Origin of the sequence: Nonomuraea sp. NPDC000554, assembly GCF_040300065.1 — a bacterium.
Taxonomy (GTDB): Bacteria; Actinomycetota; Actinomycetes; order Streptosporangiales; family Streptosporangiaceae; genus Nonomuraea.
In genome coordinates this window covers 408,286-423,643 of sequence record NZ_JBEPDC010000001.1, presented here as the reverse complement: position 1 = coordinate 423,643, position 15,358 = coordinate 408,286, and the positions used below count along the sequence as shown (strand labels likewise).

At 69.9% G+C, this 15,358-nt stretch carries 14 protein-coding genes and 1 pseudogene; 6 read left to right on the top strand and 9 right to left on the bottom strand.

All coding sequences use genetic code 11. The annotated features are described in order from the left end of the window. Nucleotides 1-21 precede the first annotated feature (21 nt). A complete protein-coding gene (locus tag ABT294_RS02195) occupies nucleotides 22-825 on the bottom strand; it encodes an SAM-dependent methyltransferase (RefSeq protein WP_350802908.1) in 804 nt (267 codons plus the stop codon). 125 nt (nucleotides 826-950) lie between these two features. On the opposite strand from ABT294_RS02195, the gene ABT294_RS02190 reads away from it, so the two are divergent. Then, nucleotides 951-1,703: a helical backbone metal receptor gene (locus ABT294_RS02190; protein ID WP_502911950.1), complete on the top strand. Its 753-nt coding sequence runs from the start codon at nucleotides 951-953 to the stop codon at nucleotides 1,701-1,703. A 106-nt stretch (nucleotides 1,704-1,809) separates the two neighbouring features. Here ABT294_RS02190 and ABT294_RS02185 read toward each other — a convergent pair whose 3' ends face one another. From ABT294_RS02185 to ABT294_RS02165, 5 genes are all read right to left on the bottom strand, one after another. Then, nucleotides 1,810-2,967 carry an ROK family transcriptional regulator gene (locus tag ABT294_RS02185; RefSeq protein WP_350802906.1) on the bottom strand — a complete coding sequence of 386 codons (1,158 nt, stop codon included), beginning with the start codon at nucleotides 2,965-2,967 and terminating at the stop codon, nucleotides 1,810-1,812. Nucleotides 2,968-2,970: 3 nt separating this feature from the next. Beyond that, nucleotides 2,971-3,816 (bottom strand): carbohydrate ABC transporter permease, encoded by an 846-nt coding sequence (locus ABT294_RS02180; protein ID WP_350802905.1) that lies wholly within the window; start codon nucleotides 3,814-3,816, stop codon nucleotides 2,971-2,973. Continuing rightward, nucleotides 3,803-4,705 (bottom strand): carbohydrate ABC transporter permease, encoded by a 903-nt coding sequence (locus ABT294_RS02175; protein ID WP_350802904.1) that lies wholly within the window; start codon nucleotides 4,703-4,705, stop codon nucleotides 3,803-3,805. The genes ABT294_RS02180 and ABT294_RS02175 overlap by 14 nt, the downstream gene beginning before the upstream one ends. Before the next feature lie 112 nt (nucleotides 4,706-4,817). After that, on the bottom strand, nucleotides 4,818-6,188 hold the full coding sequence (locus ABT294_RS02170; protein ID WP_350802903.1) for an ABC transporter substrate-binding protein: 1,371 nt from the start codon (nucleotides 6,186-6,188) through the stop codon (nucleotides 4,818-4,820). Nucleotides 6,189-6,220: 32 nt separating this feature from the next. Then, nucleotides 6,221-7,108: a sugar phosphate isomerase/epimerase family protein gene (locus tag ABT294_RS02165; RefSeq protein ID WP_350802902.1), complete on the bottom strand. Its 888-nt coding sequence runs from the start codon at nucleotides 7,106-7,108 to the stop codon at nucleotides 6,221-6,223. Between the two features lie 114 nt (nucleotides 7,109-7,222). Between ABT294_RS02165 and ABT294_RS02160 the strand changes: the two genes are divergently transcribed. The 3 genes and pseudogenes from ABT294_RS02160 to ABT294_RS50795 all read left to right on the top strand — a co-directional run. Next, the gene (locus ABT294_RS02160; RefSeq protein WP_350802901.1) at nucleotides 7,223-8,251 is read left to right on the top strand and encodes a zinc-dependent alcohol dehydrogenase; all 1,029 of its coding nucleotides are present in this window, start codon (nucleotides 7,223-7,225) and stop codon (nucleotides 8,249-8,251) included. Between the two features lie 4 nt (nucleotides 8,252-8,255). Next, nucleotides 8,256-9,041, top strand: coding sequence for a sugar phosphate isomerase/epimerase family protein (locus ABT294_RS02155; protein WP_350802900.1), 786 nt, complete (start codon nucleotides 8,256-8,258; stop codon nucleotides 9,039-9,041). After that, nucleotides 9,038-10,216: pseudogene (locus tag ABT294_RS50795) on the top strand (MGH1-like glycoside hydrolase domain-containing protein); the annotation flags it as partial. The gene ABT294_RS02155 and the pseudogene ABT294_RS50795, both read left to right, overlap by 4 nt. A 9-nt stretch (nucleotides 10,217-10,225) precedes the next feature. Here ABT294_RS50795 and ABT294_RS02150 read toward each other — a convergent pair. Both ABT294_RS02150 and ABT294_RS50790 read right to left on the bottom strand, forming a co-directional pair. After that, on the bottom strand, nucleotides 10,226-11,329 hold the full coding sequence (locus tag ABT294_RS02150) for a zinc-binding dehydrogenase (RefSeq protein WP_350802899.1): 1,104 nt from the start codon (nucleotides 11,327-11,329) through the stop codon (nucleotides 10,226-10,228). Further along, the gene (locus tag ABT294_RS50790) at nucleotides 11,322-12,269 is read right to left on the bottom strand and encodes a Gfo/Idh/MocA family protein (RefSeq protein ID WP_502911938.1); all 948 of its coding nucleotides are present in this window, start codon (nucleotides 12,267-12,269) and stop codon (nucleotides 11,322-11,324) included. Before ABT294_RS50790 ends, ABT294_RS02150 begins: the two co-directional genes overlap by 8 nt. Before the next feature lie 106 nt (nucleotides 12,270-12,375). Here ABT294_RS50790 and ABT294_RS02135 point away from each other — a divergent pair, with 106 nt between their 5' ends. Together ABT294_RS02135 and ABT294_RS02130 are read left to right on the top strand one after the other, a co-directional pair. Beyond that, nucleotides 12,376-13,362 carry a glucosyl-3-phosphoglycerate synthase gene (locus tag ABT294_RS02135; protein WP_350802898.1) on the top strand — a complete coding sequence of 329 codons (987 nt, stop codon included), beginning with the start codon at nucleotides 12,376-12,378 and terminating at the stop codon, nucleotides 13,360-13,362. Further along, nucleotides 13,359-14,474, top strand: a complete 1,116-nt coding sequence (locus ABT294_RS02130) for a glycosyltransferase (RefSeq protein ID WP_350802897.1) — start codon at nucleotides 13,359-13,361, stop codon at nucleotides 14,472-14,474. Before ABT294_RS02135 ends, ABT294_RS02130 begins: the two co-directional genes overlap by 4 nt. Here ABT294_RS02130 and ABT294_RS02125 read toward each other — a convergent pair whose 3' ends face one another. Beyond that, nucleotides 14,475-15,281: a universal stress protein gene (locus ABT294_RS02125; protein WP_350802896.1), complete on the bottom strand. Its 807-nt coding sequence runs from the start codon at nucleotides 15,279-15,281 to the stop codon at nucleotides 14,475-14,477. Between the last annotated feature and the right edge of the window lie 77 nt (nucleotides 15,282-15,358).

The window sequence follows — 15,358 nt, the reverse complement described above, 5'->3', positions numbered from 1 at the left end:
GTGTCCCACCCGCCCCTCATGTCAGCTCTTCCCGGCCACCCCGCACAGGATGAGCGACGACTCCGGGCCGTTGACGAAGTCGATCGTGTCGGCCTGGTCGGGACGCCACTCCGGCAGCCACACCACCCCGGGGTCCACCAGGTCGAAGCCCTCGAAGAGCTCCTCCACCTGCTGTCGGCTGCGGAGGCTGAGCGGGGACGTGGAGGTGCGGTAGACCTCCGTGCTCTTGCGCACGGCGTCGGCACGGGCGTCGCTGGTGCCGTGTGACATGACCAGGAAGCTGCCCGGCGCCATCGCCTCCCGCAGGGTGGCCACGATCCGCTGTGGATCGTCCGACTTGCTGATGAAATGCATGATCGCCACCAGCAGCACCCCGACGGGCTTAGTGAAATCGATCAAATCCAGTAAATCTGGATTTTTCAGGATTTCCTCTGGTCTGCGGAGATCGCCCTGCACCACCCTCGTGGGCTCGTCCCCCGCCAGCAGGGCCCGCGCGTGCACCAGGACCACCGGGTCGCGGTCGACGTAGACGACGCGGGACTCGGGCGCGACGGCTCTCGCCACCTCGTGCACGTTGCCCTGCGTGGGCAGACCCGTCCCGATGTCGAGGAACTGCGTGATGCCGGAGTCGGCGAGGAATCGCACGGCTCGCCCCAGGAACGCCCGATTGGCACGGGCGGCGGCGCGCACCTCCGGGGCCACCCTGAGAAGCCTCTCGGCGGCCTCGCGGTCGGCGGGGAAGTGGTCCTTCCCGCCGAGGTAGTAGTCGTACAGCCGGGCGACGTTCGGTGTCGTCGGATCGAAGCCCAGCGGTTCCTGGTCCAACCAGCGATCCCCCGATCTAGAGTTAACGATCTTTTTTGGGATTCTACGGATTAGTAACCATGCTTGTGGAGATGTTTTCACAACCGGTTCTACCGGCTTCGTCGGCCTAGGGTTCAGATGTGAGCATCCAAGCAGACGACACCGGCGTGCCCGTGCCGGTGCCGGAGAACGTCTCCCGGATCGTGTCGCTGGTCCCGTCGCTGACCGAGTCGGTGGCGGCGACGCTGCCGGACGCGCTCGTCGGCGCGACCGACTGGTGTTCCCACCCGGCTGACCTGGACGTCACCCGGGTGAAGGGGACGAAGAACCCGGATCTCGACGCGATCAGGCGGCTCAAACCCGACGTGGTCCTGGCCAACGCCGAGGAGAACCGGGCACCCGACATCGAGGCGCTGCGGCAGGCGGGCGTGGCGGTCTGGGTGACCAGGATCGAGACGCTGGACGAGGCGTTCCTGTCGCTGGACCGGATGTTCAGGCACGCCTGCCGCACCGGGCGGCCGGAGTGGCTCGACCGGGCGCGGGAGGCGTGGGGCGAGCCGCCGCCGGTGCTGAGGACCGCGATCGTGCCGATCTGGCGGCGTCCGTGGATGGTGGTGGGGCGCGACACGTTCACCGGGGACGTGCTCAGGCGGCTGGGCGTGGCCAACCTCTACGCCGATCATCCCGAGCGGTACCCGAAGATCCCACTGGACCAGCTTGTCGGGAAAAATCCGGATCTGGTGGTGCTGCCGGACGAGCCTTACGCCTTCAGCGAGGACGACGGACCCGAGGCGTTCCCCGGCCTCCCCTGCGCCCTGGTCAGCGGGCGCTATCTCACCTGGTACGGCCCCTCCCTCATCGAAGCGCCCGCCCACCTCCGCCCCTGCCTGGAACCCTGACCACCTCGCCTGCCCGTCGTCCGCAGGGAGGCCCGTTCGCTCTCGGGTGGTGGGCCTCCTGGCTCCGCCTGCCCGTCGTCCCAAGGAAGGCGCCAGACGCAGGGAGTCAGGTTCGCGTCTCGGGGGCGATGGCCAGGGCGGCGTCGACGGCGGCGGGGGAGAGGACGTGCTCGATGACGAGCACCGCCGTCCCCACGATGCCCGCGCGGTCCCCGAGCGAGCTGGTGACGATCTCCAGGTTGCGGGTCGTGAACGGCAGGCTGCGCCGGTACACGCTCTCCCTGATGCCGGTCAGGTAGTGCTCCCCGGTCTCGGCCATGTCCCCGGCCAGCACCAGCACGCCGGGGTTGAGCAGGCTGACCGTGGTGGCCAGGACGATCCCCAGGGTCCGCCCGGCCTCCTGGGTGCGCGCGATGGCCGTGGGGTCGCCGGCCTGGACCAGGCGCACGACGTCCTGACTGGTCTGCTGGCCGAGTTCGACGGCCACGGTGTGGCCGCTCGCCAGGGAGGCGACGCAGCCGCGCGAGCCGCAGGTGCAGACGCGGTCGTCGGTCTCACGCAACCGCACATGACCGATGTTTCCGGCAGCCTCCTCGACCCCCCGATAGATCCGCCCGTCCAGGACGATCCCCGCGCCGATCCCGGTCGAGACCTTGACCAGCACCAGCGCCCTCGACTCCCGCCAGGACGACCACCACTCGCCGAGCGCCATCGCGTTCGCGTCGTTCTCCACCAGGATCGGGACGTCGAACGAGCCCCGCATCGCCTCCCCGATCGGGTAGTCGTCCCAGCCGGGCATCAGGAACGACCTGATGAGCCTGCCCCCGGTGCGGTCCACGGAGCCCGGCAGGTCCAGCCCGACGCCGCAGACCTGGCCGGCGCTCCGCCCGGTGCGGTCGAGCAGCCGCTGGAACGCCTCACGCACCCACGACAGGACCGGCTCGGGCCCGCGCTCGATGCGCATCTCCGTCCGCTCCTCGGCCAGCGGCCGGGCCGCGAGATCGGTCAGCGCGACCAGGGCGTGACTGGCGCCCAGGTCGGCCACCAGGACGAGGTGCCTGGCCGCGTCGATGTCGAGCACCGAAGGCGGCCGCCCGCCCCCGGACGTCGCGACGCCGGACTCGTGGATGTACCCGGCCTCGATCAGCCGGTCCACCCGGTCAGTGATCGTCGAGCGGGACAGACCGGTGTACTGGATGAGTTCCTTGCGCGTACGGCAGGCGCCATTCCTGATGAGCTGGAGGATCTGCCCTGCCGTGAGCATGGTCTATCCCTTCTCCGCCCCGGCCGTGAGGCCCTCGGTCAGCAGTCGCTCGCTGGCGAAGAACACGATCACGATGGGCAGCGTCAGCACCACCGAACCGGCCATGAGCACCGTAGTCGGGATCTCGATGCTCCCCGCGAGTTGTGACAGCCCGAGGGAGACCGTCCAGCTCTCCCGCTTCTCGACGAGGAAGAGCAGGGCGAAGAGGAACTCGTTCCAGGCGATCATGAACGCGTACAGACCTGTCGCCATGAGCGCGGGCTTGGACAGCGGCAACACCACCCGCCAGATCGTCGACAGCCGTGAGCAGCCGTCGATCGCAGCGGCCTCCTCCACGCTCTGCGGCACGGTCTCGAAGTAGTTGCGGAGCATGTATACCGTGACCGGCACCGTCTGTGCGCTGTAAACCAGGATCAACCCGGCCAACGACCCGCGCAGCCCGAGCATGGTGAAGAGCACGAACAGCGGGATGGCCAGCACGATCGCCGGGAACAGATAGATGGCCAGGAACAGGAAGTGCACCTGCCGCCGTCCGAAGAAGCGCAGCCTGGCCACCGCGTACGCGCCCGGGATCGAGATCAGCAGGGTGGCCGCCACCGACGCCACCGCCACGATCGCGCTGTTGCGCATGAACGTCAGGAAGCCCTGTCTGGTCAGCACGTCGGCGTAGGTGCCGAGGGTGAGGTGCTGCGGCCAGAGCGAGCCCGGGTCCAGGATCAGCTCCTGGATGTCGCGCACCGACAGCGTCACCATGTACAGGAACGGGAACGCGGTGATCGCGAAGAGGAAGGCGATCACCAGCGGCCTGAGGACCCTGAACAGCCCCCGCTCGAACCTATCCCTGCTCACGCTCGCCTCCCGCGAAGAACCTGAGGTAGAGGGCCAGGAACACGACCAGCACCACGGCGAGCACGATCGCCTGGGCCGCCGCCGCGCCGATGTCGTCGCGCGAGGTCAGGAAGTTGTAGACGCGCACGCTGACGACCTCGGTGCCCGCCCCGCCGCCGGTCAGCAGGTAGACGTCGTCGAACTTGGTGAAGGTGAAGACGAAGCGCAGCACTGACAGCAGCGCGATGACCCGCCAGAGCTGCGGCAGGATCACGTACCGGAACCGCTGCGTGGGCGTCGCGCCGTCGACCACCGCGGCCTCCTCCAGCTCGGCGGGCAGCGCCTGCAGCCTGGCCAGGATGAACAGGAACGCGAACGGGAAGTACCGCCACGCCTCGAACGCGATCACCGTCAGCAGCGCCACCGGCACCTGGACGCCGAGGAAGGTCCCCTTCGCCTGGGTGAGGAACGCGATCGGCTCGGCGAGCCAGGAGTTCACGATGCCGTACTGCGGGTTCAGCATCGTCTCCCACAGGAACGCCACGGCCACCACCGGCGCGACGTACGGCACCAGGATCGAGGCCCTGACCAGGGTCCTACCCCGGAACCTGTCACGCAGCGCCAGCGCGGCCACCAGCCCGAGGGCGATCGACAGCGCCGTGCCCGCCACCGTGTAGACCAGCGTGTTGACCAGCGCCGACCAGAACCCGGGCTCGGAGATCACGTAACCGAAGTTCTCCAGCGTGTAGTGCCCGAAGACGCCCACCCGGCGGATGTTGATCAGCCGGGCGTCCTGGAAGGCCAGCATGACCGCCCACAGCAGCGGCACGACCACCACGACCAGCGTGATGACCAGCGTGGGGGAGATCAACGCCAGCCCGGCGCGTCCCTCCTGGCGGCGCGTGTTCATTGCCGCACTCCGTGCGGCGGCTCGGTCGCTGGGGTCCGTCGCCTTCCTTCGTCGCTCTGGTCGCTGCGCTCCCGCCGCTCCTCAGTCCAGGCGACGGCGCTCCCTCGCGGGCTCACTGCCGGATCCCGCGTTTGATCGTCTCCACGTTCGCCTTGGCCTGCGCCGCTGCGGCCTGCGGGGTGAGCGAGCCCTCCACGATGCCGCTCAGCGCCCTGGGCACCGGCAGTTCGCCCATGATGGCTCCGACGAGCTTGCCCTGGCCCTGCGGGATGCCCCAGCGGGCGAAGGTGTCGGGGCTCCTGCGCAGCGCGTCGAGCACCTCGGACGGGTACACGTCCGCCAGCGGCTTCTTGGCGTCGACCCCGGCGGGCAGCTTGTTCCACCCGGCGGCGAAGGTCTCGCGGGTCGGGAACTTGCCCTCGGGGGCCATGCCGATCCAGCGCTGGTAGCCCTCGTTCATCAGGTACGCGACGAACCTGGCCGCCGAGTTCTTGGCCGCGTCGCGGGTGATCACCCACGACACGATCTCGCCGTACTGGGCGGGGGCCCGGCCGTCGGGGCCCTTCAGCGCCGTGACCACGCCGGTGTTCCGCGCCAGCCACTGCGGGTCGTTCCGGCACTCGGCGCAGCTCGGCAGCGCGTCGTTGCGCAGCCCCGCCAGCTCGTCGAGGATGAAGGACGACCAGATCGTCATGGCGGCCTTGCCGGAGAAGTAGGTGGCCCTGGTCGAGTCGACGTCCTGCTTGCCCTTGACGGAGTAGTTCTTCGCGAGCTTCGCGTAGAACTCGAACGCCTTCACGCACTGCGGCGAGTCAAGAGCGACATTTCCGGAACTGTCGACGAGCTGGCAGCCGTTCGCCAGCGCGACGTGCTCGAAACTCTGCGCCGTGAACGAGTCCTTGGGCGCGACGGCCAGCGTGATGCCCGCGACCCCGCCCGTGTTCAGCTTGGCCGCCGCGGCCTCCAGCCGCTCGTAGGTGTCGGGCGGCTGAAGCCCGGCCTTCTGGAACAGGTCCTTGCGGTAGAGGATGAGCTGCGCCCACCCGTCGCTCGGGACGGCGAGCAGCTTGCCGCCCGAGGAGTCGAGCTCCAGCGCGCGCCGCGAGAAGGAGCCGCGGCCGAGCTGGTCGACGACCTTGCCGGGCGTCTCGGTGTCGAGCAGGTCGTTGGCCTCCAGCTCGCGGACGGACGCCAGGGGCAGCGCGCCGATCACGTCGGGCAGGTCGTCCGCCGCGGCGGCGGCCGTGATGGTCTGGCTGAACTGGTCCTCGCCCACCCCGACCAGCTTGACCTTGATCCCGGTCCTGCGGGTGAACTCGTCGACGATCCACTGCTGCGCGCCCATCCGGTCCGCGAGGTTCTCCTCGGTCCAGACCGTGATCTGACCGGCGCTCTTGTCGTTGCCGCCGTCGCTGCCGCAGGCGGCCAGCGCGGCCGCCGACAGCAGTGCGACGGAGAGGACGGCGGTTACCTGCCTCGGCATGGCACGCTCCTCTGCTTGGGGATAAGCCCGACTTACCCCTTCACGAGATGGCGCAACGTGTGGTAGGCGATACCGAGACCGGTCTGTACCCTCTCCGTGCTTCCGCTGTAGACCGGGTCCTCGTGCTCCACGGAGACCACGCCGTCGTACCCGCCCGCCTGCAGCGCGTCGATCACCCGGACCCAGTCGACCTGCCCCAGCCCGGGCACCCGGAACTGGTACCACCCCTTCTCGCCGGTGATGGGCCCGTAGTAGCCGTACCGGTTGATCTTCTCGGGCATGATCTGCGTGTCCTTGGCCTGGACGTGCGCGATGTGCGCGATGTACGGCATGGCTGCCGCGGCCGGGTCGATCCCCAGCGCCACCAGGTGCGACGGGTCGTAGTTCAGCTTGAGCCCGAGCGTGAACATCCACTCCCACAGCTCGGGGGAGTAGGCCAGGTTCCCCGGGTAGCCGTCGGGATGCCAGCTCTTCATCAGACAGTTCTCGATGACGATCTCGACCCCGCGGTCGGCGGCGTACGCGACGAGCGGCTTGAAGACGTCGGCGGCGAGCTTGAGGTTGTCGCGCACAGGCAGCCCGGGGTCGCGCCCGACGAACGTGCCGACCGTCGGGCAGCCCAGTGCGGCCGCCGCGTCGATGCACCGGCGCACGTGCGCGTTCACCTGAGCCCCCTCGCGGGGGTGCAGATTGTTCTCGTAGTAGGCGATGGAGGAGAGCGTGAGCCCGGTCTCCGCGAAGATTCCGCTGACGCGATCACATTCTGCCTCGTCGAAATGATCGACCCGGATGTGATTTCGGTCATCCGTGGACGGCCATCCGGCCACTTCGAGCGCCTCGAAACCCTGCTGTGCGGCCCAGTGTGCTATGTCGGTAAGATCGCTTTCCGGAAGACACGCTGTCAAGAAACCCAATTTCATCAGTCACCTCCGGCAGAAGTCGTAGACTTAAGAGTGTTCTGGGCGCAACTATCGTAGGCGAACAATCTATAATCCCTTGACTTTTGTATGATCAAAAAGCGTAAGTGTTGAGGAATGCGCGTCATAACCTTTGAAAAGCCGGGCCAGGTTCGCGTCACCGCGGAGCCGTCCGCCGAACTCGTGCCGGGCAGCGTGCGGGTCCGGACCGTGTACTCGGGAGTCTCCGCGGGCACCGAGCTCACCGCCTATCGCGGAACCAATCCCTATCTCAATCGCAAGTGGGACACCGAGCGCCGGTTGTTCCTCGACGGTCAGACCCATGCCTACCCGCTGAGCGGCTGGGGCTACCAGGAGGTCGGCGAAGTGGTCGAGGCGGCGCCCGACGTCGCCGACCCGCCCGTCGGCAGCCTCGTCTGGGGCATCTGGGGCCATCGCGCCGAGGCCGTCGTCCCGGCGGAGAAGCTCGTCGGCCACGTCCTGCCGCCGGGCATCGACCCGCTGACCGGCGTCTTCGCGCGGGTGGGCGCCATCGCGCTGAACGCCGTCCACGCCGCCGACGTGCACCTCGGCGACCAGATCGCGATCTTCGGGCAGGGGGTCATCGGCCTGCTCGCCACCCGCCTCGCCGTGCTGAGCGGCGCCAGGGTGGTCGCGGCCGACGCCCTCCCGGCCCGCCTGGAGCTCGCCAGGCGGTTCGGCGCGGCCGAGACGTTCGACGTGCAGTCGGGCTCCGTGGCCGAGTTCATGCGCAAGCGCGTCGAGGGCGCCGACACCGCGATCGAGCTGAGCGGCAGCAACCAGGGCCTGCACGAGGCGATCCGCACCGTGCGCAAGGGCGGCAGGGTCGTGGCCGCCGGCTTCTACCAGGGCGACGGGGTCGGGCTGCGGCTCGGCGAGGAGTTCCACCACAACCAGGTGCAGCTCGTCTCGTCCCAGATCGGCGGGGTCGCGTCCTGGCTCGCGCACCGCTGGGACATCGAACGCCTCCAGCGCACCTTCATGGAGCTGGTGTACCGCGGCGAGGTCGACGTCCACGAGCTCGTCAGCCACGTCATGACCGTCGAACAGGCCGCCGAGGCGTACGACCTGCTCGACAGGCAGCCCTCCGACGTCCTCCAGCTCGTCTTCCGATTCGAGGAGTAGCACAGTGAAGCTTTCCGTCCAGGAGCAGCTTCTGCCCGGTCGCACGCTGCAGGAGAAGTTCGCCTTCGCCGTCGAGGCCGGGTTCGACGCGATCGAGCTGCGCGGCAAGGGCGAGTTCCACTTCGCCAACCGGCTGACCGAGCTGAAGCGGGCGCTCGCCGACGGCGTGGTCATGCCGACCGTGTGCGTCGAGATGCCGCACTTCATCGGCGACTTCGACCCGGCCAAGCGGATGGACGCCATCCAGCAGCTCCGGTCGCAGCTGACGGTCATCGCCGAGCTGGGCGGTCTCGGCGTGATGACGCCCGCCTCGTGGGGGCAGTTCTCCCGCCGCCTGCCGCCGTTCGAGCCGCCGCGCTCCCCGCAGGAGGACCGTGAGGTGCTGACGGAGGCGCTGGGCGTCCTCGGTGAGCACGCCCAGCGCAACGGCGTGCTGATCATGCTGGAGCCGCTCAACCGGTACGAGAACCACATGGTCAACACCCTCGCCGAGGCCGTGTCGTACTGCTCCATGGACTCGATCAGGGTCGTCGGCGACACGTACCACATGAACATCGAGGAGGACGACCCCTGCCGCTCGCTGCTGGAGGCCGCGCCCTACCTCGCGCACATGCAGATCAGCGAGTCGAACAGGAACCAGCCGGGCACCGGCCACCTCGACTGGGGGGCGCAGCTCGCCGCGCTCGACGCCGCGGGCTACGACGGCTACCTCGCCCTGGAGTGCCGCCTGCGCGGCGAGCCCGAGACCGTGCTCCCCGAGACCGCCGCCTTCATCAGGAAGTTCCTATGATCCTGCGCGATGCCGTCCGCGTCCTGGTCTCCAACTGGGACGGGAGCTACACCGTCCCGTCGCGCCGGCTCTACCCCCACCAGTGGAGCTGGGACTCCGCCTTCATCGCGATCGGCAACGCCCGCTGGTCGCCGAGGCGGGCCAGGTCGGAGCTGCTCACGCTGTTCGGCGCGCAGTGGCGCGACGGACGGGTGCCGCACATCGCGTTCAACCCGAAGGTGCCCGACGGCGCCTACTTTCCAGGGCCCGACTTCTGGCAGGTGAGCGCGCCGTCGGGGGTGGCGACGTCCGGGATCGTGCAGCCGCCCGTGCACGCGCTGGCCGCCTGGCGGGTGCACCTGGCCGAGCCCGACATTCCCTTCCTCCGCCGGATCTACCCCCGGCTGGTGGCCCAGCAGCAGTTCCTGCGCACCGCCAGGCGGTCCGACGAGGGGCTGATCTCCATCGTCCATCCCTGGGAGTCGGGCATGGACAACAGCCCGGCCTGGGACCTCCCGCTCGCCGCGGTCGAGGCGTCCCCTACCGGGGTCAGGCGCAGGGACCTCACCCACGTCAGCGCCGACGAGCGGCCGACCGACCGCGACTACGAGCGCTATGTCGGCCTCGCCCGCGCCTACCGCGACACCGGCTACCGCCGCGCGGGGGCGTTCCGCGTCGAGGATCCGCTGTTCAACGCCGCCTACGGGGTGGCCGAGGTGACGCTGGCGAAGATCGCCAAGGCGTGCGGGCTCGACCCCGAGCCGCATCACCGCGAGGCCGCCGCGACCACCGTCGCCATGGTCGAGCACCTCTACGACGACGGCCTGTTCCACGCCCGCGACGTCCTCACCGGCTGCCTGGTCCGCTCCAACAGCGCCGCCGGCCTGGTGCCGCTGATGCTGCCCGACCTGCCGCGCGACATCGTCAACGGGCTGATCGGCACCGGCCTCGACCGCTTCGCGCTGAAGGATGGCGTGCTGCCCAGCTTCGCGCCCGCCGCGCCCGAGTTCGACCCGGCGCGCTACTGGCGCGGGCCGAGCTGGATCAACCTCACCTGGCTGGTCTGGCAGGGGCTCAGGCACCGCCGGTCCGACCTGGCGGCGCCGCTGGCCGACGGCATGATCACCGCTGTCACGCGGTCCGGGTTCCGCGAGTACTTCGACCCGTTCACCCTGCAGGGCCACGGCTGCCGCGACTTCAGCTGGTCAGCCGCCCTCATCCTGGACGTGGTCGCGGAGCACGGCCTGGACGGCGTGCCGCCGGCGGGCGGCAAGGTCGGCAAGCAGCCGGGGTCCTTCGGCGAAGCCGACGACATCGGTGATCACGTGCTCGCGTAGCAGCCCGCCGTACCTCCTGAGCAGGCTGATCGTCTCGTGCGACAGCCGCTCCCTGTCCCAGGCGTGCGCGAGCCCGCGCGGCACCCTGCCGATCTGGGCGCAGCGCAGGGTCAGCCCGTTGTGGTGGAACTCCTCGCCGAAGCGCACCTCGTCCGCGCCCCGGGTGTAGAAGGCCAGGTCGATCACCGTGCTCTGCGGCCTGAGCAGCTTGAGCGCCAGCGCCAGCGCCCTGGCCTGACCCCGGCACTGGAAGACCACGTCGGCGCCGCGGTCGTTGGGCGCGTGCCGCCACCGGTGTTTCAGCTCGGCCGCCGGGTCGTCCTCGACGGACAGGACGTTCGCGCCCAGGGCTTCGGCGACGCCGAGCCTGGCCGGGGTCTCGTCCACGACCACGACCTCGGCCGCGTCGTGCGCCATCGCGAACGCCGCCGTCAGCAGGCCGACCACGCCCGCGCCCACCACGACGACGCGCCGCCCGCGCACGCCGTCGCCCAGGTCGCGCACGTTCGGCCCGTGCAGGTCGTGGGCCGCGTGCAGCAGCCCGTTCGCGCAGATCGGGCCCATGTGGGCGACGTAGATGCCGAGCATGCCGTCGAGGTCGCCGGGCAGTTCCACGAACCGGTCGGCCATCGGGTCGGCCACGTAGGCGGAGCGGTGCCCGTACGCCATCGCCACCAGCGCGCCCTCGCGCACCACCCGGGTCCGGGTCTCGACGACCATGCCGACCTGCATGTATCCGATGCCGCGCACCGGATAGGAGATCGACGGCGTGCCCCGCGTGAACAGGCCGAGCGCCGGGTCCCAGCTGGAGGTCAGGTAGGGGTTGCTGCCCTTGACGTAGGTCAGCTCGGTGCCCGCCGAGATCCCGCTGTGCGTGGTCGCCACCCTGAACCCGCCGTCGGGGACGCGGGTCAACCGCTCCTGGACCAGCGTGATCTCGCCCGGCGCCTCGATGCTCAGCACCTCACCCATCGAGCGTCACCGGCGTCCGCTCCAGCGCCGACCGGGCGACCGCGTGGGCCAGCCGGTGCGTCCGCAGCGCCTCCCGGTACGGGACGCGCACGTCGGCCCGCCTGCCCCGTACGGCGTCGACGAACTCCCTGTCGACCCGGACCTTGGCCTGCCCGCCGTCCTGGACGAGCGTCTCGCCGTCGATCATCAGCCGGGTCTCGCTCAGGTCGAGCGTGACGCCCTCGGCGTGCACCTCCAGGCCCACCCGGTGCTTGTGCCGCAGCAGGCTGGTGGCGGCCAGCAGCCCGGCCGCGCCTGTCGCGAACCTGAGGACGGTGGCGGTGGCCCTGTCCACCTCGCCGTGCACGCCGTTCTCGGCCGAGACGGCGTGCACCATGGTCACCTCGCCTACGAGCACCCTCGCCAGGTCGAGCACGTGGACGGCCTGCTCCAGCACCTGCCCGCCCGACATCTCGGGTTTCAGCCACCAGCCGACCGGGGGCACCTTGTCCAGCCAGTGCCCCAGCGCCAGCCGTACCGGCCGGTCGGCAAGTAGGTCACGCGCACGTTCGAGAATGTCCAAATATCGCCAGTGATGCCCTACGGCGGACGGAAGCCCTCGGCGGTCTATTTCGGCTGAGATCTTTTCTGCGGTTGCGAGGTCAAGAGACAGCGGTTTTTCCACAAAAATAGGTAGATCGCACGACAATACGTCATACTCCGGATTACCGTGCGCGAAAGGAGGCACACACACGTAGACAGCATCCAGACCGCCGGCCTCCAAGAGGTCGGCATGGCCGCCATAGGCGGGGGAACCGTGCAATGAAGCCAGTGCCTCTGCCCTGTGGAGGTCGGTGTCCGCGATTCCGGCGATCGTCACATCGGGAAAGCCGGACAGGACGTCTGCATGGCGAGCGGCGACATTTCCGGCGCCGATGATGCCGACACGAGTTGGGGACACAGTTCGGCATATCCCACATCTGACTGAAACCAAACAAAGATGTTCCAAGCCTCACTGATCGGGCAGAAGTCGCCGACCGTGACCTCGTGAGATCGGGGCTGACCGCATGGACACAGATCTGCGGGCCTTGGCCAAGGTCCGGGAATGGTACGGGCCACATTCCAGCACAGCGGCAGAGTGGCCGCTCGATTCCCTCCTCCTTGCCAAGGGGGCCACAACGGTGAGCGTGGTGTTGCCCGCTCGAAACGAAGAGCTCACCGTTGGAGACATCGTCACCGTGATCCGCCGCGACCTCGTCGAGCGGACCCCGCTGGTGGACGAGATCATCGTCGTCGACTCCAACTCCACCGACGCGACCGCCGAACGGGCCGCGGCGGCGGGGGCCCGCGTGGTGGCGCAGGAAGCGGTGCTCTCCCACCTGCCGCCTCTGACGGGCAAGGGCGAGGCGCTGTGGAAGGGGCTCGCCGCGTCCACCGGCGACCTCGTCGTGTTCGTGGACTCCGACCTGCGCAACTTCGGCGCCCACTTCGTGTCGGGGCTGCTGGGGCCGCTGCTGCTCGACAAGGACATCCAGTTCGTGAAAGGCGCCTACGAGCGGCCGCTGACCGGCGACGACGGGGTGATGCTGCGCGATGGCGGCGGGCGCGTCACCGAGCTGGTCGCCAGGCCGCTGCTCAACATGTTCTGGCCGGAACTGGCCGGCTTCGTGCAACCCCTCGGCGGCGAGTACGCGGGCCGCCGCCAGGTGCTGGAGCAGGTGCCGTTCGTCACCGAGTACGGGGTGGAGTTCGGGCTGCTGGTGGACCTGCTCGACCTGGCGGGACTGGACGCGATGTCCCAGGTGGACCTGGGCGTCCGCGCCCACAGCCACCAGTCGCTGGCCGCGCTCGGCCAAATGTCCGGGCAGATCATGCTGACCGCCTGGTCGCGGCTGGAACGCCAGGGACGGGCCCGCGTCGCGGAGCCGCCCGTGTCCACGCTGCTGCAGTTCGGGATCGGCGGGAAGGCCGGCGTGGTGGACGTCTCCGTCGCGGAACGGCCGCCCCTCGCCTCCCTCGCCGTCGGGGTGGACGTTGAGGAGGACGTGGCATGAACGTGCTGGTGAACGCGGGACCGTGGCTCGCCGTCCCGCCGCCGGGATACGGCGGAATCGAGAACGTGGTCGCCACCCTCGTGCCCGCCCTGCGCGAGCGCGGGGTCCGGGTCGTGCTCGCCTCCGTCGGGTCGAGCACGCTGGAGGTGGACGAGCTGATCAGCGCGTACGACGAGGGCCAGTTCCCGCACCTGCAGAAGCCGTACAACCAGGTGATGGGCATCGCCCACGCCCACCAGGCCCGCGTGGTGGCCGAGCTGCGCGCGCGCGACGACATCGACCTGGTGCACGACCACCTGGAAGTCGTCGGGCCCGCCGTCCTGTCCGCCCTGGCAGGGCCGCCCGTCCTGCACACGCTGCACTGGGACCTGTGCAAGCACCCCGCCTTCTACGGCGCGTTCCCGCAGTCGATCGCGGTCAACGGCGTGTCGGAGTCACAGCTGGCACGCGCCCCCGCCGCCCTGCGCGACGCCTCCCTGGGGGCCGTCCACCTGGCCACCCCGCTGGCCTGCCAGGACGTGCGCGCGGAGCCGGGCGAGCACCTGATCGTCATGGGACGGGTCTGTCACCTCAAGGGCCAGCACGTGGCCGCCAGGATCTGCCAGAAGCTCGGCCTCCCGCTCGTCCTCGCGGGCCCGGTCAGCGGCCTGCAGACCCGCGCGGAGCTGGACCAGGTCGCCCAGGACCCCGACCACCCCCTGCACGGCCACCCCGACGTCCGCTACCACCTGGACCAGGTCTCCCGCTACCTCGACGGCGACCTGGTCAGCTGGATAGGCGCGGTGGGCGGCCAGGCCAGGGACGACCTCTACGCCTCCGCCCGCGCCGCCCTCTTCCCCATCCAGTGGGACGAACCGGGCGGCACCGCCGTGGTGGAGGCCCTGGCGCTCGGCGTCCCCCCGGTGGGCCTGCGCCGCGGCTGCCTCCCGGAGATCATCGAGCACGGCCGCACCGGCTTCCTCACCGACACCGAGGAGGAACTGGCGGAGTGGGTGCTGCGGGTCGGCGAGCTGGACCCGGAGGAGTGCCGCAGGGAGGCCCGCCGCCGCTTCTCGCCGTCCGTCATGGCCGAGCGCTACCTGGAGCTGTACGAGACCGTCAGCCGCCGATGACTACGTGAACCCCCGGGGGAGGACGGTCACCGGGCAGGGGGACGCGCGCAGGACCTTCATCGCCAGTTCGCCCAGGAACACCCGGTGCGGTTGCGCGTCCTCGCTGGCGGCGCAGACCAGAAGCTCGCCCGGCAGCCATTCGACGTTCGCCATGGCCGCCGTCACGTCGTGCCCCTCGGCCAGTTCGGCTTCCGCCTCGATCCCGGTGGACTCCCACGCGAGCCGCACCGCCAGCGCCAGGTCGTCCCTGAGGCGTCCCTGATCCTCCGTCCGCAGGTCGAACGTGATCAGGCGGAGCGGCACGCCGAGCCGCAGCGCCGCCTGCGCCACCCGCTCCACGGCCTCGTCGCACTGCGGGCGGTGGACGTAGGCGAGCGTGAGCCGGGCGACGCCGTCGAACGGCGGGTACCCCTCGGGTGCCAGCATCACCGCCTCGGACGACAGGTGCAGCAGGTGGTCGGACGTGGACCCGATGCCGATGCGCCCGCGCTGCCTGCCGCCGGCCGAGCCGACCACGATGAGGTCCGCCCTGATCCTGCTGGCCAGCACTGACAGCCCGCGTCCCGAGCCGCGGCTCTCGAAGGTCAGGAACTCGGCCGGCACGTCTCCTGATTCGGCGCCCAGCTCCGACGCGGCGTCGGCCAGGTTCGCCTGGGCCTCGACGGCCAGCCCCGGGCTTCCCGGCGGGTAGATGGTCGCCACCGTCAGCTCGCCGCCGGTGATCCGCGAGATCGCGGCGCCGAGGGCGAGAGCGTCGCGCCCGCCCGAGTCGGCGGTGTATCCCACGACGACGTGCTCTCCGATCACGAACTCCTCCTTACCCGTTCCGAACAGGGGCTACGCGAGAGCGCCGGTCGGCAGTCGGACTTTCGGTCGAGGCGTTC